The sequence below is a fragment of the Chitinophaga sp. OAE865 genome, assembly GCF_040546735.1.
Classification (GTDB): Bacteria; Bacteroidota; Bacteroidia; order Chitinophagales; family Chitinophagaceae; genus Chitinophaga; species Chitinophaga polysaccharea_A.
In genome coordinates this window covers 6010742-6036437 of the sequence record NZ_JBEPOF010000001.1, presented here as the reverse complement: position 1 = coordinate 6036437, position 25696 = coordinate 6010742, and the positions used below count along the sequence as shown (strand labels likewise).

The 25696-nt window shown below is 47.7% G+C and carries 23 protein-coding genes; 16 read left to right on the top strand and 7 right to left on the bottom strand.

Features of this window, described 5'->3' with window-relative positions:
* Positions 1-47: 47 nt before the first annotated feature.
* Positions 48-1808, bottom strand: a complete 1761-nt coding sequence (locus tag ABIE50_RS24125; RefSeq protein WP_209858839.1) for an ABC transporter ATP-binding protein — start codon at positions 1806-1808, stop codon at positions 48-50.
* 133 nt (positions 1809-1941) lie between these two features.
* Here ABIE50_RS24125 and ABIE50_RS24120 point away from each other — a divergent pair, with 133 nt between their 5' ends.
* The 4 genes from ABIE50_RS24120 to ABIE50_RS24105 all read left to right on the top strand — a co-directional run bounded on the left by ABIE50_RS24120 (position 1942) and on the right by ABIE50_RS24105 (position 7769).
* Positions 1942-2463, top strand: a complete 522-nt coding sequence (locus ABIE50_RS24120) for a DUF4251 domain-containing protein (protein WP_209858841.1) — start codon at positions 1942-1944, stop codon at positions 2461-2463.
* Positions 2464-2666: 203 nt separating this feature from the next.
* Positions 2667-3287, top strand: coding sequence for an HAD family hydrolase (locus tag ABIE50_RS24115; protein ID WP_209858843.1), 621 nt, complete (start codon positions 2667-2669; stop codon positions 3285-3287).
* 657 nt (positions 3288-3944) lie between these two features.
* Complete coding sequence (locus tag ABIE50_RS24110; protein WP_209858845.1) at positions 3945-5804, top strand: 3-keto-alpha-glucoside-1,2-lyase-like domain-containing protein; 1860 nt, start codon at positions 3945-3947, stop codon at positions 5802-5804.
* A gap of 21 nt (positions 5805-5825) precedes the next feature.
* Positions 5826-7769, top strand: coding sequence for a hypothetical protein (locus ABIE50_RS24105; protein WP_209858847.1), 1944 nt, complete (start codon positions 5826-5828; stop codon positions 7767-7769).
* A gap of 275 nt (positions 7770-8044) precedes the next feature.
* Here ABIE50_RS24105 and ABIE50_RS24100 read toward each other — a convergent pair whose 3' ends face one another.
* Positions 8045-8737, bottom strand: a complete 693-nt coding sequence (locus ABIE50_RS24100; protein ID WP_209858849.1) for a response regulator transcription factor — start codon at positions 8735-8737, stop codon at positions 8045-8047.
* A gap of 4 nt (positions 8738-8741) precedes the next feature.
* On the bottom strand, positions 8742-10172 hold the full coding sequence (locus ABIE50_RS24095) for a sensor histidine kinase (RefSeq protein ID WP_209858851.1): 1431 nt from the start codon (positions 10170-10172) through the stop codon (positions 8742-8744).
* Positions 10173-10371: 199 nt separating this feature from the next.
* On the opposite strand from ABIE50_RS24095, the gene ABIE50_RS24090 reads away from it, so the two are divergent.
* Entirely contained in the window at positions 10372-11331 is a 960-nt protein-coding gene (locus ABIE50_RS24090; protein ID WP_209858853.1) for a hypothetical protein, read from the top strand.
* Positions 11332-11413: 82 nt separating this feature from the next.
* On the opposite strand, the gene ABIE50_RS24085 is transcribed toward ABIE50_RS24090, so the two are convergent.
* Positions 11414-11881 carry a hypothetical protein gene (locus ABIE50_RS24085; protein WP_209858855.1) on the bottom strand — a complete coding sequence of 156 codons (468 nt, stop codon included), beginning with the start codon at positions 11879-11881 and terminating at the stop codon, positions 11414-11416.
* A gap of 274 nt (positions 11882-12155) precedes the next feature.
* Between ABIE50_RS24085 and ABIE50_RS24080 the strand changes: the two genes are divergently transcribed.
* The 5 genes from ABIE50_RS24080 (at position 12156) to ABIE50_RS24060 (ending at position 17755) form a co-directional block, all read left to right on the top strand.
* The gene (locus ABIE50_RS24080) at positions 12156-12788 is read left to right on the top strand and encodes a TetR/AcrR family transcriptional regulator (RefSeq protein WP_142688076.1); all 633 of its coding nucleotides are present in this window, start codon (positions 12156-12158) and stop codon (positions 12786-12788) included.
* Positions 12778-14139, top strand: a complete 1362-nt coding sequence (locus ABIE50_RS24075) for a TolC family protein (RefSeq protein ID WP_209858857.1) — start codon at positions 12778-12780, stop codon at positions 14137-14139. The genes ABIE50_RS24080 and ABIE50_RS24075 overlap by 11 nt, the downstream gene beginning before the upstream one ends.
* A gap of 69 nt (positions 14140-14208) precedes the next feature.
* Positions 14209-15297: an HlyD family secretion protein gene (locus ABIE50_RS24070; protein ID WP_209858859.1), complete on the top strand. Its 1089-nt coding sequence runs from the start codon at positions 14209-14211 to the stop codon at positions 15295-15297.
* Positions 15298-15468: 171 nt separating this feature from the next.
* Positions 15469-17046: a DHA2 family efflux MFS transporter permease subunit gene (locus ABIE50_RS24065; RefSeq protein ID WP_142688079.1), complete on the top strand. Its 1578-nt coding sequence runs from the start codon at positions 15469-15471 to the stop codon at positions 17044-17046.
* A gap of 136 nt (positions 17047-17182) precedes the next feature.
* Entirely contained in the window at positions 17183-17755 is a 573-nt protein-coding gene (locus tag ABIE50_RS24060) for a hypothetical protein (RefSeq protein WP_209858861.1), read from the top strand.
* Between the two features lie 6 nt (positions 17756-17761).
* Here ABIE50_RS24060 and ABIE50_RS24055 read toward each other — a convergent pair whose 3' ends face one another.
* A complete protein-coding gene (locus ABIE50_RS24055) occupies positions 17762-18223 on the bottom strand; it encodes an Mpo1 family 2-hydroxy fatty acid dioxygenase (RefSeq protein ID WP_209858863.1) in 462 nt (153 codons plus the stop codon).
* Between the two features lie 197 nt (positions 18224-18420).
* Here ABIE50_RS24055 and ABIE50_RS24050 point away from each other — a divergent pair, with 197 nt between their 5' ends.
* Complete coding sequence (locus tag ABIE50_RS24050; RefSeq protein WP_209858865.1) at positions 18421-19308, top strand: NAD(P)-dependent oxidoreductase; 888 nt, start codon at positions 18421-18423, stop codon at positions 19306-19308.
* Here ABIE50_RS24050 and ABIE50_RS24045 read toward each other — a convergent pair.
* The gene (locus tag ABIE50_RS24045; protein WP_209858871.1) at positions 19305-19709 is read right to left on the bottom strand and encodes a winged helix-turn-helix transcriptional regulator; all 405 of its coding nucleotides are present in this window, start codon (positions 19707-19709) and stop codon (positions 19305-19307) included. The two genes, ABIE50_RS24050 and ABIE50_RS24045, sit on opposite strands and share 4 nt — an antisense overlap.
* A 136-nt stretch (positions 19710-19845) precedes the next feature.
* Here ABIE50_RS24045 and ABIE50_RS24040 point away from each other — a divergent pair, with 136 nt between their 5' ends.
* A complete protein-coding gene (locus tag ABIE50_RS24040; protein ID WP_209858873.1) occupies positions 19846-20235 on the top strand; it encodes a DoxX family membrane protein in 390 nt (129 codons plus the stop codon).
* Positions 20236-20283: 48 nt separating this feature from the next.
* On the opposite strand, the gene ABIE50_RS24035 is transcribed toward ABIE50_RS24040, so the two are convergent.
* A complete protein-coding gene (locus ABIE50_RS24035; RefSeq protein WP_209858874.1) occupies positions 20284-22194 on the bottom strand; it encodes an SPFH domain-containing protein in 1911 nt (636 codons plus the stop codon).
* Between the two features lie 27 nt (positions 22195-22221).
* Here ABIE50_RS24035 and ABIE50_RS24030 point away from each other — a divergent pair, with 27 nt between their 5' ends.
* From ABIE50_RS24030 to ABIE50_RS24015, 4 genes are all read left to right on the top strand, one after another.
* A complete protein-coding gene (locus tag ABIE50_RS24030; protein WP_209858875.1) occupies positions 22222-22395 on the top strand; it encodes a hypothetical protein in 174 nt (57 codons plus the stop codon).
* Between the two features lie 319 nt (positions 22396-22714).
* The gene (locus ABIE50_RS24025; RefSeq protein ID WP_209858877.1) at positions 22715-23593 is read left to right on the top strand and encodes an ROK family protein; all 879 of its coding nucleotides are present in this window, start codon (positions 22715-22717) and stop codon (positions 23591-23593) included.
* A 189-nt stretch (positions 23594-23782) separates the two neighbouring features.
* The gene (locus ABIE50_RS24020) at positions 23783-24406 is read left to right on the top strand and encodes an RNA polymerase sigma factor (RefSeq protein ID WP_209858879.1); all 624 of its coding nucleotides are present in this window, start codon (positions 23783-23785) and stop codon (positions 24404-24406) included.
* Between the two features lie 66 nt (positions 24407-24472).
* The gene (locus ABIE50_RS24015; RefSeq protein WP_209858881.1) at positions 24473-25594 is read left to right on the top strand and encodes a FecR domain-containing protein; all 1122 of its coding nucleotides are present in this window, start codon (positions 24473-24475) and stop codon (positions 25592-25594) included.
* Positions 25595-25696 lie beyond the last annotated feature (102 nt).

The following is a 25696-nucleotide window of genomic DNA, read 5'->3' as shown; positions in this document are numbered from 1 at the left end:
AGGATGAAAACGCAGTTGCAATGATAATAAAATATTACCAAAAAACGCTATTTGTTTTCCTGGTGTTTCCAGAGCTCCTGGAAAGCGGCGCTGTTGCTGCGCAGGTAATGGAAGGTGCCTTCAGATACAATGCGGCCCTGGTCCAGTACGTAGATATAATCGAATTGCGGCAGCAGGTGCAGCCTGTGCATGGCGGAGATGATGGCTTTATCGGAAAACGCCTGGAACATTTTTTCGTAGATCATGGCTTCTGTTTTAGGATCTACGCTGCTGGTGGGTTCATCCAGGAGGATCACCTGGCTGTTGCGTGCAGCGAGGATGCCGCGGGCCAGTGCGAGACGTTGTTTTTGTCCGCCGGAGAGGTTCACGCCTTTTTCCCGGATATCGGATGCAAGCCCCTGCGGCAGCATTTCCACCACTTCTGAAAAATGGGCGCTGCTGCATACTGCCATGATCTCTTCCGGTTGAAAGGGCAGGCCTAGTGTAATATTGTATGCTATGGTGTTTTCAAAGATCTCGGGCTCCTGCGGGAACAGGGTAACGCTTTCATTAACGGTAGCTAACGGTAACGCCTCACCGTTTACCTGTATCGTTACTCCGGGCTCCGGCTCATACAGGCCGCGTAAAATGGCCAGCAGCGTACTTTTTCCGCTGCCGCTTTCCCCAATAAGAGCGATCTTTTTCCCTTTTTCGATCAGGAGATGGAGGTCGTGCAGGCGCTGTGGACCGGCATTGTCTTCATAAGTGGCGGTGTGGGAGAAGCTCAGCGCGCTGATGCTGATCCGGTTCCAGTTGGCCGGCAGTTCCGGCGCTGCATCGGGGCGGTGATGCTGCGTATAGGCTTCACTGATATTCCCCGCGGTATCCACTGCCGTATTATATTGTACCACATCTGTGTACTGCCAGGCAACGTCCTGGAATACGCTGGTGAACTGGTTTACATAACCCAGGAGGGTTACCAGCCCGGCCACGTAAAAGATTTCGCCGGGTACCCAATGCTGGAAAACGTAACCCACCGCTATTACGCAGTAGATCAATGAGATCATCATTTCGGCCACAAACCATTTCCATTCGTTGATCACGGTGTTTTTCCTGAAGGGCTTCAGGATGCGCTGTATCTTTGCCAGCAGGCCGTTTTCCATGCTTTTCTCCAGTCGCAGGGTGATCACTGTCATAATATTGGAGAGACTGTCGAACAGCGTTGCCGACACCACATGCTCGCCTTCATTGATTTCATTGAGGGTGCGGATAAAGGGGCGGTCGAACCGCAGTACGATCCATATGCAAAGCACGCCCAGCGCAATACCTATACTCCCGTAGAGGGGGGAGAAATACAGCATGGCGATCATAGAGAAGAGCAGTTTACAGATGGCGTGGAGATACATAAAGCCCCGTTCAAAGAATTCTTTCAGGGCCTCATATGCTTTCCGTATGCGATTAATCACTGAGCCGCTGTGGTTATCCTGGTGCCATTTCACAGGAAGGTGCAGGGCCTGGTGGTATCGTTCCTGGAGGAAGTTCCGGCTCAGGTTAAAGGCCAGCTGCCGTTCCATGATACGGGCCGGGCCATGAAAGCACCATTCCAGGAGTTTAAGCGCGAAATAAGTACCGGCAAAGATCATGGTATAACGGGGCAGGTTAGGGCTATCGCGCTGTATGCTCCCTATGAACCAACCGAACAATACGGGGTTCAGGGAAAAAACGACATTGGCCATCAGGAACAGGAAATAGACGAGCAGATATTTCTTACGCTCTTTCCGGGCATATTTCCAGGCTGTTTTCAGTAACGAGATATATGGGTTGGGCATGTTTCCGGGTTTATCATCGATCCTTAAAAGTAGTATTTTAACAGCAATTTGTGTTGTTCTGACAGTGAACAAAACGTAGCCCCGGCTGTTATGGTACGATATTGGCATTTCCTCTTACGTAAAAACTTACCATATGAAAAGGTTCTTTGTATTAAAAACAGCGATGCTTCTTTTACTGGGCGCCGTTATTTCTACCAGTCTTTTTGCGCAGGAAACAAAAGCGCAGCAGAAAGCAGACAAAACAGCCAGGATCAAATCACTGATAGACTCGCAGAATTATGTTTTCGTAGCGCAGAATGCGCTGCCTATGAGTGGCCGCATGCGTAACCTTACATCGGAATACAATGTAGTTGTGGGAGCGGATTCCGTGATAAGTTACCTGCCATATTTTGGCCGGGCTTATACTTCTGTGGATTACGGCGCTACAAAATCGCCACTGGATTTCAAAACCAAATCCTTCGATTACAACATTACACCGGGTAAAAAGGATGGTTGGAATATCACCATTAAACCCAAAGATCACAGATCGGTGCAATCGTTTAATTTAAGTGTGTCAAGCGAGGGATATGCTTCCCTCCAGGTAACCAGCAGCGACCGGTCGCCCATCAGCTTTAACGGTTATATAGCGGAGCAGAAAACCAAAAAGAAGAAATAAATGGATTTTGTCTGACTCACTGATTACGCTGATTATACTGATTTGTTTGATTTGATCACTTTGGATTTTTAAATGATTTGGGGGGATATAAGCGGGTATTACTCTCTTATATCTCCCCAATTATTTAAAAAAAATCAGTATAGTCAGCGTAATCAGTGAGTCAGACAAAATCCGCGTACATTAGCAGGGTAAAAAAATTACAAATGGATAATCATACAAAGATCACAACACTATTCCTGGACATAGGCGGTGTATTATTAACCAATGGATGGGACAGGGCCGCGCGCAAGCTGGCTATCCAGACCTTTGACCTGGATGCCCTGGAAACAGAAGAACGGCATCATCTCACTTTTGATACCTATGAAGAAGGTAAACTTACCCTGGATGAATACCTTACCCGGGTGGTATTTTATAAAGAGCGATCATTCAGCCGGCAGGATTTCCGCGATTTTATGTATGCCCAATCGGCGCCATACCCGGAGATGCTGGAGCTGATCCCGAAGCTGAAAGAAAAATACAAGCTGAAAATTGCGATCGTAAATAACGAAGGCCGGGAGCTGAATGAGCACCGTATCCATCATTTTAATATCAGCAGGTTCGTTGACTTTTATATTTCCTCCTGCTTTGTGCATTTCCGTAAACCGGATGCGGACATTTATAAAATTGCACTGGACATTGCACAGGTAAAACCTGCCGAAGTAGTATATATAGAGGATCGCTCCATGTTCATCGACGTAGCAGCGGGGCTGGGTATTAACGGCGTTTGTCATACCGATTATGAAAGCACGCTTAATAAGCTGGCGGGCTTCGGGTTGGTGTTGTAGCGCGCGTTCGGCGGTGGATTTTGTCTGACTCAGGATTAAACTGATTACGCTGATTACGCTGATTTGATTTTGTAATGATTTAAAAAGATTCGGGGAGATTTAAGCGGATACTTTCGCCTGAATCTTTATTTTTAATGATCATTACAAGATCAAATCAGCGTAATCAGCGTAATCAGTTTAATCCTGAGTCAGACAAAATCCGCGGCAGGCCAATCCGCTTAAATCTCATTGAATCTTTTTAAATCCAAAGAAATCAAATCAGTCTAATCAGGAGTAATCAGTTTAATCCTGAGTCAGACAAAATCCGCGGCAGGCCAATCCGCTTAAGTCTCCCTGAATCTTTAGTAATCCAAAGAAATCAAATCAGTCTAATCAGGAGTAATCAGTTTAATCCTGAGTCAGACAAAATCCGCGCATCGCCAAAGGAGTTTTTTACCGCTGGTGTAATTTTTTTTCCCCCGCGCACTACTTTGTTGTAATTAATTTCTATTTTGGCACCCGTGATTCAAATTTAGCACAGTCCCACGTTTAGCGATAGTTGAGAATTTAAATTTCATTAACAATTGGGAAGTACCTGTACAAAAAAATTGATGTATCACCTGAAACGCTAAAAGCATTTAGCAATCAATGTAAACTTTTTAAAAAAAATCCAGATCTATGCTTAGATGGAACAGGTTCCGTCCAAAGTTGACACAGTTACGTGCGTACGACCGGAGAACTTTGGTATTGATTTTAAGTATTGGCAGTTGTCAACAGATGATGGCACAGAACAAATTGCCATTAACAGATTTATCTGCATTCCAGCAGCCTGCAGCCAATTGGCGTATAGCCGGCGGGGTTAAAGCAGACCTGCAACAGAACAACCTGCTGCAAACAACTGCAGGTACCGGTATCCTGGTAAACCTGCCGGAAAAGAATGCACATGGTAAAGACCTTTTCAGTACGCTGGAACATGGTGACCTGGATCTTGAACTGGATTATATGATGTCTAAAGGTTCTAATTCAGGCATTTACCTGCAGGGAAGGTATGAAATCCAGTTGCTCGACAGCTGGGGTACCTTAGCTCCCCGCGCATCCGACAACGGAGGGATCTATGAACGCTGGAACGACAGCAAGCCGGAAGGACTGCAGGGCTATGACGGCCATGCTCCCCGTCAGAATGTAAGCCGCGCTCCCGGTTTATGGCAGCACATGAAAATTTCCTTCCAGGCCCCCCGCTTTGATGCCGCCGGCAATAAAATCGCCGATGCCGTTATCCTGAAGCTGGAGCTGAATGGCGTAACCATCCAGGAAAACGTAGTGCTTTCCGGACCTACCCGCGGCGCTGTACAAAATAATGAAGTGCCTTCCGGTCCGCTTCGTATCCAGGGCGATCACGGTACCGTGGCTTTCAGAAACATCGTGATCAATAACTTCAGCGCTCCCAAACCAACCCTGGAAGACGTAAAATACAGCGTGTACAAAGGCAGCTTCGATAAAGAACCCAACTTTGCTACCCTGAAACCTGCCGTTACCGGAACCTCCCCGCTGCTTACCTCCAACATTGCAGGTTTGCCGGACAATGAGTTCCTGGTGCGCTACACCGCTACTCTGGCCGTTAAAGCAGCCGGTAAATATCATTTCAACCTGCATACATCCGGCGGCGGCGGTGTGCTGAAGGTGAACAACCAGCAGGTGATCCTCCCGAGGGGCTGGGATGGCCGTGGCAGCATTGACCTGCAGCCGGGTAACTACCCTGTGGAAGTATTATACGTCAAAAACACCGACTGGGCTAAACCGTCCATCACTTTATCTGTAAGTGAAGCAGGTATCCGCGAGTTCGTGATCAGCGATACCAATGTACCCGCTGATGATCCCACTGATCCTATCCTGGTAACGGCCAACGAAAACACAGTTTTGCGCAGTTTCATGGATGTTCGTGGCGGCAAACGCGTGGTACATGCTGTGTCTGTAGGCAGCCCAACCAAAGTGCATTACACCTACGATATGGACAACGGTCTGCCTTTCCAGGTATGGCGCGGCGAATTCCTGAACACCACGCCTATGTGGCATGACCGCGGCGATGGATCTTCCCGCCCGCTGGGTACCGTACAGGTGCTTACCAACCAGCCTGCACTGGCCATTGGTAAACTGGCTACCAAAGAAACTGCCTGGAGCGCGGATACTACAGGTACCGGCTTCCGTCCAACCGGTTATTCACTCGATGAAAGCGGTAAACCTACTTTCCGTTATAATATTTATGGTACCGCTGTAACAGATGATATCAGCGTGCTCCCGGAAAACCAGGGCATTCACCGTACCGTTACGGTGCAGCAACCTGCCTCCGACCTGTATCTGCGTATAGCCGTAGGAGATAGTATAGAGCAGGTATCCCCTGGTTTGTATGTGATTGGCGATAAATCCTATTATGTGAAGATGGATGATGCCAAAGCAAATCCCATTATCCGCAATCAGAACGGCCGCGCGGAGCTGATAGTGCCGATACAGGCGAAAACAGGTTATGCGGTTATCTTCTAAGCAGCAATACTAATGACTATTATGAAACTGAACTATAAAAGAATTACAGCAGGAATAGCCGCAGGTATGTTCCTGATGACAACGGCCATCACGCCTGTAAAAGCACAGGAGTCCCCGAAGGAAGAGGACTTTTTCCGCATCGCGCGCATCAGCTCACCAGAAGGTACCCTGCTGGAAGTAGGGGGCTTATGCACCCTGCCTAACGGCGACCTTGGTGTGGCTACCCGCCGCGGCGATATATTTATAGTAGAGAATCCCACCAGCAAATCACCTTACTTCAGGAAAGTGGCTTCCGGGCTGCATGAGGTACTGGGGCTGGCGTATAAAAACGGTTCTCTCTACTGCGCACAACGCGGAGAGCTTACCAAAATGACCGATACCAATATGGACGGCAAAATGGACCTGTTCGAAACCGTATTCGCATGGCCCCTGTCTGGTCACTATCACGAATACAGCTTTGGCCCGGTGCTGGGCACAGATGGTTCCTTCTTTGTTTCCGGTAACGTTGCCTTTGGCGACGAAGAATGGTGGCGCGGTGAAAGCCGTGTGCCCTGGAGAGGCTGGATGATGCACATCACTGAAGATGGTAAAATGGAACCATGGGCTACCGGTTTCCGCTCTCCCTGCGGACTCGGTACCATTGATGGTGAACTGTTTTATACAGAAAACCAGGGCGACTGGATGGGATCAGGTGGTTTAACCCATGTGAAAAAAGGCAGCTTTGTAGGCCACCCGGCCGGTTTACGCTGGACCAACCTGCCTAATTCACCAGTGAAGCTTACTACAGAAGAACTTTACGCTAAAGTAGATCCCCGTTTCCGCAAGGATGCCAACGGCCGCGCTATCAAACCTGAAAACGTAGAGAACGAAAAGTTTGTGACACTGTTTGATATGAAGAAATATTTTCCTGAAGTACAGGTACCGGCTGTTTGGCTGCCACACGGTGTTTTAGGGATCTCCAATGCACAGCTTACCACTATCCCCGAAGGAACTTTCGGCCCCTTTGCAAAACAGGTGCTGATCGGCGACCAGGGACAAAGTAAAATTGTAAGGGTATACCTTGAGAAAGTGAATGGAGAATACCAGGGCGCTGCATGGGATTTCAGAAGCGGTTTCCAGTCGGGCGTATTACGTTTGGCCTGGGGTAAAGACGGTTCCCTCTTTGTAGGTGAAACCAACCGTGGATGGGGCTCCGCCGGCGATGCTAACCAGGGCCTGCAACGCCTGGTATGGAACAACAAGGTGCCGTTTGAAATGAGAACGGTAAATGCTATGCCGGATGGTTTTGAAATTACCTTCACCTTACCGGTAGATAAAAAGTATGCAGAAGACATCGCTTCCTACAACGTGGAGAGCTTTATCTATAAATACCATCCCGTGTACGGAAGCCCTACCGTTAATACCGAGAAGCTTACCATTAAAGGGGTACAGGTATCTCCTGATGGTATGAAGGTGCGCCTGGTGATCGACGGGCTGCGTCAGTACTACATTCACAAGTTGTCGCTGAACGGTATCCGTACCCAGGAAAATTCCTATTCACTGGTACATCCTGATGTATACTATACGCTGAATAACATCCCGGATGGGGCCAAACTGGCGGTATCTGCACTGAGCACCAAAAACTCTGCAGCCAAACCAGCTACCACTGCCACTAAAGTAGCAGAGGCAAAAGCAGCATCCACAGCAGCAAAAACAGCTCCTGCAAAAACGCTGACCTATGAGCAGGTGAAGCCATTGCTGAACAAATACACTTGCTCTTCCTGCCATAATCCTGATAAAAAGCAGGTTGGCCCTGGTTTCCGCGATGTAGCCAAAAGGAATTATTCTGTTGCCAAAATACTGGCGCTGATCAAAAATCCGCAGCCGGAAAACTGGCCTGGCTATGCTACGCCAATGCCTCCGTTCCCGCAGGTGCCACAGGCTGATGCGGTGAAGATTGCCACCTGGATCAACTCCCTGAAATAAGGTAATTGCATCATAAAAGAAATGGATCGGATATACTTTATATCCGATCCATTTTTTTATGAAAGACAGTCAACGGCGGGTGAACTTTTTTTCATCACCCCTGTTAACTATGTATCACTATGAAAAACACCTATAGCGGCAAGGCCCTCCTGTATTTGTTTTTCCCATACATGACACTGATAAAGAGACGGTTGATAAACAGGCACAACATCTTGTAGATAATCCGAGATGTGCAGGGGCGGGCCCTTAAGCGATGTAGCGCCCGCCCTTTTTATTCAGGTAAGGCTGAACATGAACCCGATCCCGTAAATATTGCGGATACTGATATTTTCATTTCCCTGGAAGTATTTGCGGAAGCGGGATACAAATACATCTAAACTTCTTCCTACAAAATAATCATTTGTTCCCCATACCTGGTGCAGGATATCTTCCCGGCGGATCACTTTATTGCTGTTGTGATAGAAGTGCAGCAGCAGGTCGCTTTCCAGTGGTGTAAGAATAGTTTCTTTCCCATTGCCGGTGAGTTTCAGGGAATCTTTGTGGAAACGCATACCGCCAAGTTCAATGGCATTACCGGCGGAGATGCTGTTAACGGTCTGGTTCCTTTTCAGGATGTTTTTAATGCGGAGCACCAGTTCATCCACATCAAATGGTTTTACGATATAATCATCCGCTCCTATTTTCAGGCCATACAGCCGGTCTTTCTTTTCACTGCGCGCCGTAAGGAAAAGGAACGGAACATTGGGTTGTATTTTTACCAGTTCCTGCGCCAGTTCAAAGCCATCCATTTCAGGAAGGTTGATATCTATCAGTACAATATGCCAGGCAGAAGGAGTAGCCGTAAAAGCCTCCAGCGCCGCCCGGCCGTTTTGTTGCCAGTCGACAGAGAAATCCATCAGCTCCAGGTATTGTTTCACAACGTTACCAAGATCTGTTTCATCTTCTACCAGCAGAATGTGATGTTTCATAGCGTTATATTTTTGAAGGTATGGTAATTACAAAAGTGCTGCCTGCACCGGGTTCGCTGCTCACTTTTATGGTCCAGCCATGTGCATCCACGCATTGTTTTACATAGTAAAGGCCTAACCCCAGGCCCTTGGTGGGCCTGGACAGGTTAGGCTGATGCCTGTAAAATTTCTCAAAGATATGGCGGAGGGTGGCAGTGTTCATGCCAATGCCGTTGTCCTGTATAGTTAGTATAATAGATTCTTTTTCTCGGGAAGTGGTGATGGTAATGATCTTCTCCGACTGGTCGTTGTACTTCACGGCGTTGTCCAGGATATTCTGCAGCAGGGTAGTGAAGTGAAAAGTATCTGCTTCTATCATGAGCGGGCCGCCGCTGTTGTGAAAATCGAAGCGGATAGCCTGTTTCATGGTATTTAGACTGTATACCGCCAGTATGCCGCTGATCAGTTCATTGAGATCGGTGGTGGTGGTTTTAAGCGCCAGTTTTTCCGTGGCGGCAATATTGATCACTTTTTCTACCAGGAGCTTCAGTCGTTCCGCCTGCCGGTTAATGATTTCAGACAGTGCGGTAACGCTTTGTTTGTTATCCAGCGTTTTTTCATTCTGGATATTTTTATTGGCGACAATAATCGCCGTGATAGGCGTATTGAATTCGTGGGTAATGTTGTTAATGAAATCAGATTTCATATCCGACAAATGTTTTTGCCGTATCCATTTGAACAGGGTGATGGCAAAGAGCGTAATCACGGCCAGCAGGGTAAGTAAGCCGGGCAGTATGGTATATCTCATTTGCTGAAGCACCAGTGTGCGGCGGTTGTAGGGATCGGCATAAAAAGAAAACGACAGGGAATAGGAGTAGGGCATGGGGGAGTTGGCTACCAGCGACGAGGCAGCACTGTTTTCATTCAGCTGCTGCAGGTTGCCGCAAATAAAAAGGCCCATTTCCTTTTGCCTGTTGGCCGGGATAAGCGGGTATTTTTTAAAACGGTTATAAACGTTCACGTACTGGCTGTCTTTGAACTTGATATCCAGCCGGTGGATACATAAAGCAAACAGCAGGGAGTCTTTGATCCCATCGTTCGCTTTGATGGCTTTCAGCATGCTGTCGGTATTCTCATGTTTTACCAGTTCCCGGATGATACGGTTCACCAGGCGCTGGGAGGCAGTATCAAAGCTGTGACGGTTTGTATTATAAAGTTGTTCCAGGTAGGGATATTGCGGCACTATGATGCTGTCCAGCAGCGGTTGTCCGCCGGGGAACAGTTTATCGTTGGCAATAGCCAGGTTGTAGGCTTCGCCGATCCTTCCTTTTTCCACGTAGTTAAAACGACTGTCCAGCAACTGATAGGTATTATATATCAGGAAAAACTGTACGATAGCCAATGCGATAATACAGATAACCGCTGTCAGGATATACAGCTTGATGGAATGCCTCATGCTCCGCTTTGTTACTTTTGGTTGACTTTTCCTCTTCTTCAATTGTTGATAACGCCTGTTCCCGATGCTTTTAAATTCTGTTTACAATCCGTTAGGGATTTTTTAAAATTGATTAGTTTCCTGTTGGCTATTTTCACCAGTAAGATACTACTTTTTTTGTATTAGAAAATCGATTTAGCATTTTTTATAAAATCCCTGTATGAAGAGATATTCAAGGTATGTATGGCCGGCCGGGGGCAGTTTTATTGCCATAGCCACTTTTGCGTTTCAGTGTATCGCTGGTCCGGCGCAGCGGTTGGATAGGAGAGGTGCAGCCACCGCAGGCCACAGGTTGGTGGAAGATACAGCGCTGACGCCGCCGCCCACCTGGCAGGAGCACTGGTTTGAGCACCGGCAGGAGATGCGCCGGGTGTTCAGCAACTCCTCCATTTCCGTGTACTACGACAAAGAAACGCCCGGAACCATTACCTGGCCGGACACGCTGCTAACCAAAGTATGGAATTACACCACTCAAACCTATGGCGCCTTTGGAAAGGATAACCGCCTGTTTGTACTGCTGCACACCGGCAAGTATGCCGGCGGGCATCCATCTACTTATTTTGATGCAAGCCATGACTACCGCAATGTAATTGACGTGGGACATGCGGGCGACTGGGTAAGCCCCACCGGCTGGAACCTGGATGCTGCAGTGCATGAAGTAGGGCATATCGTGGAAGGGGCAGCCAAAGGGGTGCATGGCTCGCCTGCGTTCCCGATATGGAAAGACAGCAAGTGGATGGAGATCTACCAGTACGACGTGTACCGCGCGCTCGGCTGGGAAGCAGAGGCGCAGCGCTGGTTCGATATGCAGATGAAGGGAGCCGACAACTTTCCCCGGCCGGGTACGCAGTGGTTTAAAAACTGGTTTTACCCTATCTATCATCAATATGGCGGCGCTAAAGTGCTGAACAATTTCTTCTCCTTGCTGGCCGCAAATTTCCCCCGTAACGGCAACGCCTATACGCAGGATATGAATTGGGGCGAATTTATTCATTTCTGGAGCGGCGCCGCGGGCGTAAACCTGAAACCGCAGGCCACTGTTGCCTTCGGATGGCCGGAGGAATGGGAAACACAGTTCCGGCAGGCACAGAAGGATTTTCCGGGTGTAAAATATAAATGATGAAGCGGAGGAAATTTCCTCCGCTTTTATTTTGTAAGATGCTTTTATTGGCCAATAACTATGCTGTTCATGATCCCTGCCTTTACCTCGTATAAAATTTACGGGCCATCAGCGAAAGCGGTATCCCGATCATTACCATAAGGATAGCTATATTAATAATGGAATTCACCAGGCGCAGCGGTCCATGCGGTACCTGGCTTAACGGCAGCACCACAAGGTTCATAACACACCATACCAGCAGCCCGTAAACCATTCCTGTAGCCACGGGATGCTGGCGGAGGCCCGGCAGCTTCGGGTAAATAAGGAAGAAAACGAACGACCATACCAGTGCGATCAGGTAATGAAACAACAACCCCCACCACATCATAGCCGGCCCGGCGTTAAATGCCGCCTTGCCAAACACGCCGCTGCTGATGTACACCAGTATCCTTCCCACCGGCTGTCCATGACTGGCAATTGAAAAGTATACAAATGCAGATAGGATATCCAGGGTGCCGGTAACAAGACCAGCCAGTAAAACAGCACCTGGAAAAGAAGAAACAGCACGCATGAAATTTGTTTTTATATGAGAGATAGAAGAAGCGTTATACATCTCCTTAAATTAAAAAATTCCGCTATAAAAACCTCCTACCTGGTAAGATTTCACCTCTTAGCTTGATCTATTATTAAGAAATATTAAAAACAGCTTAAAATTTTAGGGCTGTTTATTGAAAATCAATTAACTATAATATTGAGAAATTTAAATTTAAACAACCGATTAAATAAACGCTTGTTTAAATTAAACGTTTGTTTAACTTTGCGTTGTCAAATTCATAAAAAGGAACATGGAAGAATATAGTGAAAAACAGCTCTCGATTTTAAAGGTTGCAGAGCGGCTATTTGCCGATCAGGGCTTTCATGGCACGTCGGTGAGAGATATAGCACAGGAAGCAGATGTGAACATCGCCATGATCTCCTATTATTTTGGTTCGAAAGACAAATTGCTGGAAACTATTTTCAAATACAGACTGGAGGCTTCCAGGAAGTTCATCAATGAATTATTGGAGAACGATACGATGGAGCCACTGGAGAAAATAAACAGCCTGATCGACCGGTTCGTCAATAAAATGCTTGGAGAGCAGTATTTCCAGTGCATTATGAGCCGTGAACAGCTGAACAGTCAGCAAAGCCCTATCAGGGATCTCATCTGGCAACTAAAGGGAGAAATGCTCGGTTTGATGCGCCCCATCGTTACACGCGCCCAGGAAGCGGGTATCTTTTATAAAGATGTGGACGTGGAAATGCTGATGACCACATTATTCGGGACTATTCACCAGGTAATACCTGCCCAGCATATATTAAGAAGCAGCTCCGGTGTGGAAGATCTGAGCGAGGATGAATACAGGGAGTTTGTGAAAAACAGAGTAAGTACACATTTAAAAAAATTGTTTAAAGCAATCCTAAAACATGAATTCTAAAAGCATATACCCACGATTATATGTGCTTGCGTCGGGAATCCTGCTGGCTTTTTTCTTTCAGACAGCATCCGCACAACAGAGCGTAAAACCGCTTTCGTTAAATGAAGCCATATCGTTGAGTATACAAAACAGCAAACAATTGAAGGTGAGTCATGCAAAAGTAGAACAGGCCACCGCCTCACTGAAAGAAGCCAATGAGGGCCAATTGCCGGACGTAAGCGTTTCAGGTTCTTATCTCAGGCTCACACAACCAAATATTGACCTGAAACTGAAAATGGGAGATGATAACAATGGAGGAACCAAATCCGAAAGCCCTAAAGTGAACCAGGCTGCATACGGAATAGCCAGTGTATCACTGCCGATCTTTGCCGGTGGAAAGCTTCAGAGTGGTAAGGAATCTGCCCGTTACCTGGCAGAAGCCGCCCGCCTGGATGTAGATAAAGACCGTGAAGATGTGATCCAGAATACCATCGCTGCCTACAGCAATCTTTATAAAGCAAAAGCTGCAGTAGCGCTGGTGCAGGAAAACATCCGGCAGTCGGACGAGAGAGTGAGGGAATTTTCGAATAAGGAAAAGAATGGTCTCCTTGCGCGTAATGATCTTTTAAAAGCAGAACTGCAGCAATCCAATTACCAGGTGGCATTGATGGACGCTGAAAACAACCTTAAAATTGCCAACCTCAATATGGATATCATGCTGGGCCTGCCCGATAATACAGTGATCCAGGTAGACAGCACCGCTTTTAAGGTTGAAGATAAAGTAGACAGCCGCGGCGTAGCAGAGTTTGAGCAACTGGCTTACCAGAACCGTAAAGATGCGGCTTCACTGGGCGCCCGTGAGAAAGCAGCCAATGCCGGTATAAAAGGTGCAAAGGCAGATTATTTCCCGTCACTCGCTGTAACCGGCGGATATGTGGCGGCTTATATTCCTAACGTGGTAACCATCACCAATGCGGTGAATGCCGGTGTAGGATTAAAATATAATCTTTCTTCCCTCTGGAAAACAGGTACAAAAGTAAACTACGCAAAGGCGCAACTGGCGGAAGTACAGGCCAATGAGGCCAAGCTCATAGATGGTATTCATCTCGATGTTTATCAATCTTACGAAAACTACCTCCTGAGCCATAAGAAAATGGATACTTATATCAAGGCGATAGAACAGGCAGAGGAAAATTACCGTATCACGAAGAATAAGCACGATAACAACCTGGCTACTACCACAGATCTGCTGGATGCCGACGTGGCGAATTTGCAGGCGCATCTCAACTATGCGTATGCAAAGGCGGATGCACTGGTAGCTTATAACAAACTGTTACAGTCAGCCGGTTTACTGGAATCCAACAATAAATAATACCACAAACCAATAAATATCAAAGCCGTGGAAACGCAAACTCAAACAAAACCTACTAACAATATAAACATGCAGGAAACAACCGCGCCTAAAAAGAAAAGTAAAGGGTTCGTCATAGTGCTGGCAGTGCTGGTACTTGGTGGCGGCGCATTTGGTATCACTAAATACATTCATGCCCAACACCATGAAGAAACTGATAACGCGCAGATAGATGCCAATGTAAGCCCTGTTATACCCCGTGTATCCGGTTATGTGAAAGAAGTGAGAGTGAAAGATAACCAGTTTGTGAAGAAAGGCGACACATTGGTAATCCTGGATGATCGCGACCTGGCCCTTAAAGTGCAGGCCGCAGAAAACGCCCTTTATGCTGCACAGGCGAACCTGGGCGCTGCCGAGGCTTCCACTGTAGCCGCAGAAGCAGGTATCAGCACCGCACAGGCACAGATCAGCACCATTGATGCGCAGATCGAAGCTGCAAAGGTAAACCTCTGGAGAGCCAGCCAGGATTACGAGCGTTATGCCAACCTGATCAAAGATCACTCTATCACCCAGCAGGAATTTGAACAGGCATCAGCTGCCAAACAAACTGCTGAACGCCAGCTAGATGTATTGGCCCAGCAAAAAGCTGCCGCCAGCCGTCAGACGCATGTAGTTGCCTCCCAGAGCGGCGCTACCTCCAAGCAGATCAACATTGCCAACGCTGGTATCAAACAACGTGAAACCGATGTGGCAGATGCAAAACTGAACCTGTCTTACGCAGTGATCGTTGCTCCGGAAGACGGCGTGCTGTCAAAGATCTATGTGCAACCCGGCCAGTTTGTTACAGCAGGACAATCGCTGTTCAGTGTAGTACTGAGCACTACTCCATGGGTGGTGGCCAACTTTAAGGAAACACAGCTGGATAAAATGAAACTGGGTCAGAAAGTAACCGTACATATTGATGCTTATCCTGAAAAAGGACTGGAAGCTAAAGTAACTTCCTTCTCCCCGGCCACAGGCTCTAAATTTGCCCTGCTGCCTGCGGATAATGCTTCCGGTAACTTCGTAAAAGTGGTGCAACGCTTACCGGTAAAAATTGAGTTCGATAACCCTAACGATGAACTGGTAAAACAGTTGCGCCCGGGTATGAACGTGCTGGTAGATGTGCATCTCAACTAATCATATCAATGAACAGCAACGTACCCGGAGTTAATAATTAGTGGGAACCATGCAATAATTAACAGACAGGCGTAATCGATTAGCTCTAACAGATCATCAATAGAAAGGTCATGTTCATCATTAATTATTAACTCGGGGTAGCGTTGTTTTCATTCAAAATATAAGTGCTGCATGCAACAAGAATCATTGGTAGAATACGGCTCGCGCAGGGTGATCATCACTATCACCGCTATATTTTGCGCTTTGCTGGAGATAGTGGATACCACTATCGTAAATGTGGCGTTGAATGACATGCGTGGTAACATGGGTGCTACACTCAGTGAAATCGGATGGGTCATTACCGCCTATGCTATCGGTAACGTAATCATAGTACCGATGACCAGCTGGTTATCACAGCAATTTGGTCGTCGTAACTACTTCGCGGCGTCTATTATTATATTCACCGTTTCCTCCTTCCTTTGCGGTAACGCAAGCGTGATGTGGGAGCTGATCATATTCCGCTTTATACAAGGTTTGGGTGGAGGTGCATTGCTGGTAACCTCTCAAACAATTATCACCGAAAGTTACCCGCCTGAAAAACGCGGTATTGCCCAGGCCATTTACGGATTGGGTGTAATTATCGGTCCTACTTTAGGCCCCCCGTTAGGTGGTTATATCACTGATAACTACTCCTGGCCTTATATCTTTTACATCAACATTCCTATCGGCGTAATTGCCACGCTGCTTACCCTGCAGTTTGTGCGCAGCCCGAAGTATGGCGAGAAAAGATCCATGTCGGAGATAGATTTCCTGGGTATAGGGCTCCTCGCGGTGATGGTAGGCTGTTTGCAGTTTGTACTGGAACGCGGGCAGGAAGATGACTGGTTTAACGACTCCACTATTACTGCATTAACGGTAACAAGTGTACTGGCCCTGTTCTTCTTTGTATGGCGGGAGCTTACCTATAAGAATCCCATTGTGGAACTAAGGGTGCTCAAGAACGGGAACCTCCGGGTTGGTACGGTACTGTCGTTTATCATGGGCTTCGGGTTATATGGATCCACCTTCATCATCCCGCTGTATACGCAGGGCTCCCTGGGATGGACCGCTACACAGTCTGGTATGCTCATGATCCCTGCGGCATTAACCACCGCAGTGATGATGCCGCTGATAGGTAAGATGCTGGAAAAAGGCATCCCGCAGCAATACCTGGTGGCAAGTGGTATGTTCCTGTTCTTTGTTTTCTGTTTCTGGGGATATAAGATCATCACACCGGCAGATACCGGTTCGGAAGCCTTCTTCTGGATGCTGATTGTTCGTGGTATTGGTATGGGTTTACTCTTTATTCCTATTACCACGTTGTCGCTGTCCGGTTTGAAAGGACAACAGATTGGCCAGGGTGCAGCCTTCACAGGTATGATGCGCCAGCTGGGCGGATCGTTTGGTGTGGCTTTGATCACTACGTTTATGGCCCGCCAGAATATGCTGCACCGCAGCGACCTGGTTGCCAAACTGGATACCAATAACCCGGATGTGATCAACCGTGTAAACAATTTGCAGCACACCTTCGGGGCTAAAGGAATGGATCCTCACCAGGCGCTGAACACCGGTTACAAACTACTGGATTACAGTGTTACCAAACAGGCCGCCATATTATCCTATATGGATGTGTTCCTGTACCTGGGTATGCTGTTCCTGATCTGTGTGCCGTTTGTACTCATGGTAAGAGCTAAGAAAGCTGCGAAACTTGATCCGTCTGCTATGCACTAACGGAAATAGTTTTCAACATAAAATATTGTTGCAATAACAGTGTAACAGTTGTAGGTTTAGGTAAATAAGCCCCGATCTTAATCGGGGCTTTTGTTTTTTCAGGCGTAATGAATTAAATTCATAGAAACGCCACGCTATGGAAACATTCGGCCATGTAAGAATGGTAATAGGATTTATCCTGAGCCTCAGCATTGCACATCTGCTCAAAGGCACTGCCAAATTCATTCAGCACCCCGACCGGGAGAAGCCTTATTGGATACATCTTTCATGGGTAGTCTATATCTTTGTGATGCTGGTACATTTCTGGTGGTGGGAAATGCCATTGCACGCGTTAAAAAAATGGACCTTCCCGGAATACATCTTTATCATCTCCTTTATTACTACTTTTTTCCTGCTCTGCGCTTTATTATACCCGGATGACCTGAAAGATTATAAAGGATACCAGGATTATTTTTACTCGAGACGAAAGTGGTTCTTTGGTGTACTGGCATTTTCATTTATTGCAGATGTGGTGGATACACTGATAAAAGGGCATGATTACTATCATCATTTCGGGATAGAATACCCCATCCGCAATGTTGTACATATTATCCTCTGCCTGATGGCCATCAGGATCAGTAACAGGACCTTTCACGGGGCGCTCGTCATAGCATTTATCATCTACGAAATGAGCTATATATTGAGGCTGTATCTTGCCGCCGCTGCCTGAGCGTTTTTACAAACGGATGCCCGCTTTTTTATAGATAAAGCTCAGTAACCATGCCGGTCCTATGAGCAGGAACTGCAGGTCCTTGAAAAAGGAGGGCTTTGCCCCTTCAATTTTATGACCGATAAATTGCCCGATCCAGGCCAGCACAAAAATAGCCAGTGCCACCTGCCATATCACCAGCGGGGTGGCCGCTATAAGCCGCCATAGCCATAGGCATATCACGCCGATCAGCAACATGCCTCCGGCCAGGGAGGGAGAAAGGCGCAGGTAGTAGATAATCAGCAGCAGCAATGCTGCATGCGCCACTGAAATATAAGCGCGCACACCGCCGATAGGCAAAGGGATCGCGTATAAAAATCCAACGATACTGAAGAAAATAGCAGGTACACAAACCCAGTGGATCAGTTTATTGGTATGGTTACGGTGGCTGCTGCCGTACTCGTCCAGCCATTGATGGATTGTTCTCATAGCGGTGGCGTTTATAAAGTGGTACTATTAAAATACGTTAAATAATGCAGAAGTGATGAAAGGTGGGTGGTTTATTTACCGAGGGAAATGGATATTTCTACAAAGCAGGCTTCACCAACAAACCAATCCGGAAAAATGTTTTATTAATCGTTCGCGAAACAATAGATTTGAATCAACAAGTAATTAACTGAAGTATTATGGAAACCATCGGATTTATCGGCACCGGCCATTTGGGCTATCCCATCGCAGAAAACCTGCTGAAGGCAGGATATACTTTAAGAATTTATAACCGCACCCGTGAAAAGGCATTACCATTGGAGCAGCTGGGCGCTATCCTGGTAGGCAGCCCGGAAGAAACGGCGGTGAAAGGCGGCATAGTAATGAGCCTGGTGGCAGATGATAAGGCGCTGGAGGCAGTAGCTACAGATGCGTTATTGGCGGCGCTGGGCAACGGTGGTATTCATGTATCAATGAGCACAGTTTCGCCTGATATTTCCAGGGAACTATCGGTAAGCCATAGCCGGTATGGGGTTACATTTGTTGCGGCGCCGGTATTTGCGCGCCCGGATGCAGCGGCGGCAAAAGCAGGGAATGCCGTGGTTTCGGGGCCTGCTGCTGCCAAAGAAAAGATCCGGCCGTTATTAGAGGCAGGGTTTGCCCGCAATGTGTTTGATCTTGGAGAGGATGCGGGCAGCGCTAATGTGCTGAAGCTCATGGGCAACTTTATGATCGCGGGGGCAATGGAACTCATGGCGGAGGCATTTGCATTGGCGGAGAAAAACGGGGTAGACCCCAGGGTCGCTTACGAGATGTTAACTACCACCTTATTTTCAGGGCCCATTTTCCGTAATTATGGCGCCATGATCCTGGACCGTAAATTTACCGGTAATCCCTCTTTCAGTGCTGCATTGGGTTTGAAAGATATGGATCTTGTATTGCAAACAGCGCGGAAGTCGTATACGCCGATGCCGCTGGCCAACCTGGTACAAAACCGCCTGGCAACCATCCTGGCAAAGGACATACATGACGCCGACTGGACGGCCCTGGCTTCCGGTGCTTTGGAGGATGCAGGACTTTCTTATTAATCTTTACCGGCCATAGCCGCTACAGTCCTGTCTTTGGGCTTTTGGCGCGCTATGGCATCTTCCCGGTGCATAGTACCCCAGTCAGAGATATGCTGCAGCATACTTTCCATACTCCATCCCAGCGGGGTAAGCTCATATTCTACCCGCGGAGGCACTTCCGGGTATACGATCCGTTTAACAAGGTGGTCATTTTCCAGTTCTCTCAACTGCAGCACCAGCACTCTTTCTGAAATCCCGGTGATCGACTTTTTCAGTTCGTTATAACGTAGTTTGCCATCCAGTAAGCGCCACAGTATGCTGGGTTTCCAGCGGCCGCCGATCAAAGACAGGGTATATGCTGTGCCGCAGTCGCCGCGCAGCTGTTTTCCGTTGATGGCATTGGAGGAATTTTCTTTTCGCATACGTTCATTTTTTCTTTAAGGTCTAAAGATACGCATTACACTGCTATCATGGAGGTTACCACTATCCTTTGGGTAACCCTGTTTTGCGGGAACATATTTAGCACTAGGTTTGTTGTATTAATAAAATCTGTTAACTATGAAAATTGTTCCACTGCTGGGCCGGATCTTATTTGCCCTGATTTTTCTCATGTCCGGTTTGAACCATATTACAGGCGAGGGAGCGGATTATGCCGCTGCTGCTGGTGTGCCTGCGCCCGGTTTCCTGGTGCCTTTTGCCGGGCTGCTGGCCTTGTTGGGCGCGTTGAGCATCCTGCTGGGATATAAGGTGAAGTACGGTGCATGGCTGATTGTCATCTTCCTGGTGCCGGTAAGCCTTGCAATGCATAATTTCTGGACGGTAAAAGATCCTATGCAGCAACAGATGCAAATGGCAATGTTCATGAAAAATGTGGCCATCCTGGGAGGGGCGTTATTGCTGGCTTATTTCGGCGCAGGGCCTTACAGTATAGACAACCGCAAAGCATAAAGAAAAAGGGAAGGTGTTTGAGCCTTCCCTTTTTATGTTTTGGGCAAATTACTCCGACTGTTTGCCTGGGTCGCTTTTCTTTGCTACCTCTTCCAGGAGCTTAAGCCCGAGCAGCCCGCTGATAGGGCCGTTGGCGCCATCTCCGCCACCGATGAGCACATCCGGCATGATGCGGATCTGCTGGGCGCCGATGGCTTCCATTACTTTCAGCTGGGTAAAGTTGCTGCCACCCATGGCTTCCACAGCCAGTTTGTAGGATTCGGCGCTCGACTGGCCGATAGCCAGGATCTTTTCTGCTTCTGCTTTACCGGTGAGGGCAATTTTCTCGGCATCTGCTTTTGCGATCCATTCAGTACGCTCGGCTTCTGCCTTGGCCAGCAATCTTACTTTTTCCGCTTCACCGCCTGCCAGTAATTTCATCCGGTCGCTTTCTGCATTAGCCTGTAACCGCACGCTGTTGGCATCACCGGTCGCTTTTTTCACAGAAGCGTCTGCATGTCTTTCAGCTATCCATACTCCCTGGTCGGCTTTTACAATTTCCTTCTGCATTTCAGCGATCGCGGTTTCTTTTTCTAAAGTCTGCCGGGTTTCCTGCGCCAGTCGTTCTGTATCATAGGTGATTTTCTGTTCTTCCGCAATTTTACGGTCGGTCAATGTTTTCATCAACGTTTCCGGTGGTACAATGTCGCCAATAAGCGTATCTACACCAAACACGTTATATTGATCCAGCACTTGCCCGATATGCTCTTTCGCGGAGGTTTGCCGTTCTTTACGGCTGGTAAGGAAGCTGATCACATCTGATCCCTGGGCGGAGTTACGAAAGTAGTTACCAATGGTAGGTTCCAGCACCTGGGTAACGAGGTTGCTCATATTGCCGAAGCGGGCAATTACTTTAGGCGCTTCATTGGTAGGGATATGGATGATCTGTGCCACATCAAGATTGAAAGTAAAACCATCGCGGCTTCTCACGGTAATGGTAGAGAGGTTTTTATCCAGCTGATGGGCTTCACTTCTGGCGGAGGCCCAGTTCAGTACCAGGTTGGTGGTAGGTACCAGTTCCACTTTCATGATATAGGGGTTGATGGGATATTTACCGGGGCCCAGTGGTTCGGCCCAAACGCCTTTGGTGCCTTTGGCTACAATGTTGCCGTGTTTGAATTCGGCTCCACTGATATCTACGCCATCATTACCTACGAAGGAGATCACTACGCCTACATGACCTATGGCGATCTCCGTCATCCGCACCATTTCCAGTTTGGCAAACCAGGGATTGATAAAGTAGGAGCCGGCCAGGATTACCTGTTCCTGTAAACCTTTGTAGCCGCCCTTTTCAAGGAAGGCGTCCACATCCTGGAAGTTGTTGTGGTTTTCGATGGTTTTACCTGCAATGGAACCGGTTTCAATGGCTTGTCCTTCGAGAGTGGTAACAATGCCCACCGCGTTATCCGGGATGGATAGCATGTCGGTGATTTCCACTTCAAACAGGAAAGTGTTGATACGGTAAGATCCGGGCGTGATGATAGCGGTTTGCCGGCCTTTGCGGCCGCCGTTCTGCAGGAATGCCACTGCATCCTGGAAGGAATCGCATGGCACCTTACGTGCCAGGATGGCGCCTGTTTCCAATTCGGCACCGTCTTTCGCCAATACCAGTCCTATTTTACCGGTGGGGATGATGGTAAACGGCTGGAAGGCAACGCTGTACTGCCAGATCCATTTCCAGAAGTAAACGCCGGGTGCCAGTGTTTGCGCCTGGAAGCCGGCTTCCCCGTTGGTGGCAAGGATACGGCCTTCGGGCAATTCCTGTTTACCGAGCAGCACAAATTTTTTGGTTACCAGGCCTATGCGGTCTTCCGGTACAATAACAACGCCGAAGCATATACGAAGAATTACTTTGTACAATACAAGGCATAGCAGGGGCAGGCCGATGAGCAAAGCCCATCTGATAAATGTGTTTTCCATTTGTTGGGTGGTTGTTAAGGTATGTGTTTGTGTAAAGATGAATTCAATGGCATGACCATACTGCTGAAAAGTATGTCAGTTCAGGGTTTGATCCATGCGGGTATGTTTCAGGAAAGTGGGGGCGAAGTGTTGAAGTTCGTGGTGATATATGATATCAGGATGTCGTTGCCGGAGCAATTATCGGATTCCATTGAAGAATGAATTACGATGTAAAATTGATCATTATTTTTTATCTGCCAAAATAATTTCCGGGAGATGATAACTACGGATAACATGAAAATTACCGGTAAATACTCCTGGGGATGTTTGCAGATCGTTTCAGATAATCCCGGGTATCTTTTTTGATAAAATATTTAAAATTCCACCCTTTTTTTTGATTTTTAGAAAAACACCCTATATTGGGAGCTGTTTAACCATTTTTTTACGAAGCTAAAACGATTTTTCTGAGCAAGTCAACCAAATAATATTTTATATTTGTTTAGCTTAAACGATTTAGCAAACATTCTATCTTTTTGAATTTATGACAAATTCCACGGCGTTAGGAATAGATATCGGCGGCTCTCACATTACCGCAGCATTGGTAGATCTGAATACAAGATCTATCATAGAAGGCACATGGAACCGCACGCGTATTAACTCGCAGGGCGAAGTAGCAGATATTATCAATGGCTGGGCGGCTGTTATCAGTGAAGTGTGCTCTCATACTACGGCAGATATCCTGCGTATTGGTATTGGGATGCCGGGGCCGTTCGATTATGAGCACGGGATCAGTCTTATGAAAGGACAGCATAAATACGATGCCTTATATAACCTGAATGTAAAGGAATTGCTGGCAGAGCGCCTGGGCATTTCCCCGCAGCAGATCCGCTTTATCAATGATGCAGGCTGCTTCCTGCAAGGCGAAGTTTTCAGTGGCGCAGGCAGGAACTACCACCGGGTAATAGGGCTTACACTGGGGACCGGCCTGGGCTCGGCTGTTTACCGCGATGGTACGGCCAGCGACGGCGACCGCTGGCGCACTCCTTTTAAAGACGGAATCGCAGAAGACTATCTCTCCACCCGCTGGTTTGTAAAACGCTACCAGGAAATAAGCGGTGAAGCAGTAGCCGATGTAAAAGCGCTCATAACGCGTATAGGCGTTGACGATAGAATACTTCAACTGTTCAGCGAATTTGCCGTTAATCTCGGCACTTTCCTTTCTACCTTTATTAAAGAAGAACAACCGGAAATAGTAATAATTGGCGGCAATATCGCCAACGCAGCGGATCTATTTCTCCCGTTATTAAAAAGAGAACTGGAAAAACAACAGATCAGCATCCCGGTGGTAACGGCTACCCTGGGTGAAGCAGCTGCACTGATCGGCGCGGCCAGCCTGTGGCATGCTTTCCAGGAGGCATAAAACAACGGGACCATATTTAGCGGAAGCTATCGGCGCAACAATCCAGGCGGGTAATGACCGGGACCTATCTATCTCCCGGAAAATAACCGCCCGGGTATTTGCCCGGTAGCTTCTTTTTGTTTGTTAACTTTAACCTTTCTGCTTTTTCCTTTATATTAGGGGCATCAACCACTTCTAAATATTTACTGTTTGAAAGACCGCCTGACTGCAGAGGATAGTATTTTGTGGAACAATGTCATCCTGGGGGATCAGCAAGCCTACAGGGAGTTGTATGATATATATGCGGATATGCTTTTCCGGTATGGCCTGAGATATGTGAAAGATACCAGCACTATAAAAGACTGTATCCAGGATCTCTTTACCAGTCTTTATCACCACAGGCATAACCTGGCCCGGAATGTGAACATCCGGTTTTACCTGCTTCGCTCATTCCGCAGGAAAATTCACCAGGTAGTAAAAAAGAATGCCGCCGTACTCCATACCGCCAGCCCGGAGGAGTATTTTTCCATTGTTTATGAACCGGATGCAGAACAGCTGCAGATCGCAGCTGAACAACAACAGGAAATGCTGCGGCTGCTGGCCCGTGAACTGAATGAACTGCCTGCCCGCCAAAAAGAAGTTCTCTTCCTGAAATTCAACTGCAGCTTGTCGTACGAAGAGGTGGCAGGTATCATGAAAATCAGCGTACCTACCTGCCGGACCCTTGCCTACAGGGCGTTCCGGCAATTGCGCAGCAATATGGAAAAAGCGCCGCTGCTGCCGTTAATGTTCCTCTTAATGGCATGGCTTTCAAGGCAACACTACAAATTTTAAAAAAAGTTTCATTCCGGAGTCTATATCCTGTTTGTTTGTTGCTCTATATAGCAAAGATGCCGAAAGATGCCTGATAAGAAACACCTGAAACTGGAAGACCTGCTTGGTAACGACCATGAACCGCCTGCACAGAGCGACGATCCCCTGCAGCAGGAAATGGCAGCGGCAGTACAACGTATGATCACCGGCGCCGGTACGGAAACCTGGGACGCGGCCGATAAAGCCCTCCTCTGGGAAAACATTGTCACAGAGTTGGTACCTAAACCATCCATGTACAGGTACCTGTTCCCTAAGATCGCTGCAGCTGCGGTGGTATTGCTCACCGTGGCGGCATGGCTCTTCTGGCCCAGACCGGCGCATCCGCTGGTACAGTTTGCCCTGGGGCAGCATATAGACAGCGTTACGGATACCCGCCTGATCCTGGGGCAGCAATCTGCCGTAACGCTGAAAGGAAAAAATGCCTCGCTGGTTTACGGAGGTAATGGTGTTACCATTAATGCCGATAGCACCCTGGCATCTGCAGCGCCCTACAATACCCTGCTGGTGCCCTACGGCCGCCGCGCCCGCCTGCAGCTGGAAGACGGCACCATTGTACAGTTGAATGCTGGATCCCGGCTGGTATACCCCGCCGTTTTTCGCGATAAAAGGAGGGAAGTATACCTGGAAGGGGAAGCCTTTTTTGAGGTGGCTCCCAATGCAGCATCACCCTTTTTCGTATATGCGTCTGGTATAGAAACGGAAGTACTGGGCACCTCTTTTAATATCAGCGCTTATCCAGACGACAAGCAGCAAAGCCTGGTACTGGCCTCAGGAAGCGTGCGCACGCAGCTGGCCTCACAACGCATATTCGGTAAGCATTCCCGGCAGCTGAAGCCGGGTGAAATGGCTACCGTTAACATGGAAAATGAGAACCTGCAGGTAAGCACCGTGAACATCACTACCTATACCGCCTGGAAAGACGGGCGGCTCCTGTTTTACAGCGTACCATTGAAAGACATCCTGAAAAAATTAACGCGTTACTATAATATACAGCTGGACCTTGCATCTACGCAACCCGGATTGGAAACCTGTTCCGGTGACCTTGACCTGGAAGAAAATCTTGAAAACGTACTTGATGTGATCTGCGCTACCAACTCGCTGCGCTATGAGCGCCAGGGGCAGCGTATCATACTGAGAGAGAAAAACTAAATACCATACATATCACCAAAAAAAACCGGAAGATGGTGGGACATCTTCCGGTTGCACAGCCCCGCCGCGAAGCGGGGTAGGGCTTGTCTTTTTGTTTAACTA

What these genes read in the sequence shown, in the direction of transcription:
- ABIE50_RS24125 (WP_209858839.1), bottom strand. Translation starts at nt 1,808, where the DNA reads ATGCCCAACCCATATATCTCGTTACTGAAAACAGCCTGGAAATATGCC.
- ABIE50_RS24120 (WP_209858841.1), top strand. Translation starts at nt 1,942, where the DNA reads ATGAAAAGGTTCTTTGTATTAAAAACAGCGATGCTTCTTTTACTGGGC.
- ABIE50_RS24115 (WP_209858843.1), top strand. Translation starts at nt 2,667, where the DNA reads ATGGATAATCATACAAAGATCACAACACTATTCCTGGACATAGGCGGT.
- ABIE50_RS24110 (WP_209858845.1), top strand. Translation starts at nt 3,945, where the DNA reads ATGCTTAGATGGAACAGGTTCCGTCCAAAGTTGACACAGTTACGTGCG.
- ABIE50_RS24105 (WP_209858847.1), top strand. Translation starts at nt 5,826, where the DNA reads ATGAAACTGAACTATAAAAGAATTACAGCAGGAATAGCCGCAGGTATG.
- ABIE50_RS24100 (WP_209858849.1), bottom strand. Translation starts at nt 8,737, where the DNA reads ATGAAACATCACATTCTGCTGGTAGAAGATGAAACAGATCTTGGTAAC.
- ABIE50_RS24095 (WP_209858851.1), bottom strand. Translation starts at nt 10,172, where the DNA reads ATGAGGCATTCCATCAAGCTGTATATCCTGACAGCGGTTATCTGTATT.
- ABIE50_RS24090 (WP_209858853.1), top strand. Translation starts at nt 10,372, where the DNA reads ATGAAGAGATATTCAAGGTATGTATGGCCGGCCGGGGGCAGTTTTATT.
- ABIE50_RS24085 (WP_209858855.1), bottom strand. Translation starts at nt 11,881, where the DNA reads ATGCGTGCTGTTTCTTCTTTTCCAGGTGCTGTTTTACTGGCTGGTCTT.
- ABIE50_RS24080 (WP_142688076.1), top strand. Translation starts at nt 12,156, where the DNA reads ATGGAAGAATATAGTGAAAAACAGCTCTCGATTTTAAAGGTTGCAGAG.
- ABIE50_RS24075 (WP_209858857.1), top strand. Translation starts at nt 12,778, where the DNA reads ATGAATTCTAAAAGCATATACCCACGATTATATGTGCTTGCGTCGGGA.
- ABIE50_RS24070 (WP_209858859.1), top strand. Translation starts at nt 14,209, where the DNA reads ATGCAGGAAACAACCGCGCCTAAAAAGAAAAGTAAAGGGTTCGTCATA.
- ABIE50_RS24065 (WP_142688079.1), top strand. Translation starts at nt 15,469, where the DNA reads ATGCAACAAGAATCATTGGTAGAATACGGCTCGCGCAGGGTGATCATC.
- ABIE50_RS24060 (WP_209858861.1), top strand. Translation starts at nt 17,183, where the DNA reads ATGGAAACATTCGGCCATGTAAGAATGGTAATAGGATTTATCCTGAGC.
- ABIE50_RS24055 (WP_209858863.1), bottom strand. Translation starts at nt 18,223, where the DNA reads ATGAGAACAATCCATCAATGGCTGGACGAGTACGGCAGCAGCCACCGT.
- ABIE50_RS24050 (WP_209858865.1), top strand. Translation starts at nt 18,421, where the DNA reads ATGGAAACCATCGGATTTATCGGCACCGGCCATTTGGGCTATCCCATC.
- ABIE50_RS24045 (WP_209858871.1), bottom strand. Translation starts at nt 19,709, where the DNA reads ATGCGAAAAGAAAATTCCTCCAATGCCATCAACGGAAAACAGCTGCGC.
- ABIE50_RS24040 (WP_209858873.1), top strand. Translation starts at nt 19,846, where the DNA reads ATGAAAATTGTTCCACTGCTGGGCCGGATCTTATTTGCCCTGATTTTT.
- ABIE50_RS24035 (WP_209858874.1), bottom strand. Translation starts at nt 22,194, where the DNA reads ATGGAAAACACATTTATCAGATGGGCTTTGCTCATCGGCCTGCCCCTG.
- ABIE50_RS24025 (WP_209858877.1), top strand. Translation starts at nt 22,715, where the DNA reads ATGACAAATTCCACGGCGTTAGGAATAGATATCGGCGGCTCTCACATT.
- ABIE50_RS24015 (WP_209858881.1), top strand. Translation starts at nt 24,473, where the DNA reads ATGCCTGATAAGAAACACCTGAAACTGGAAGACCTGCTTGGTAACGAC.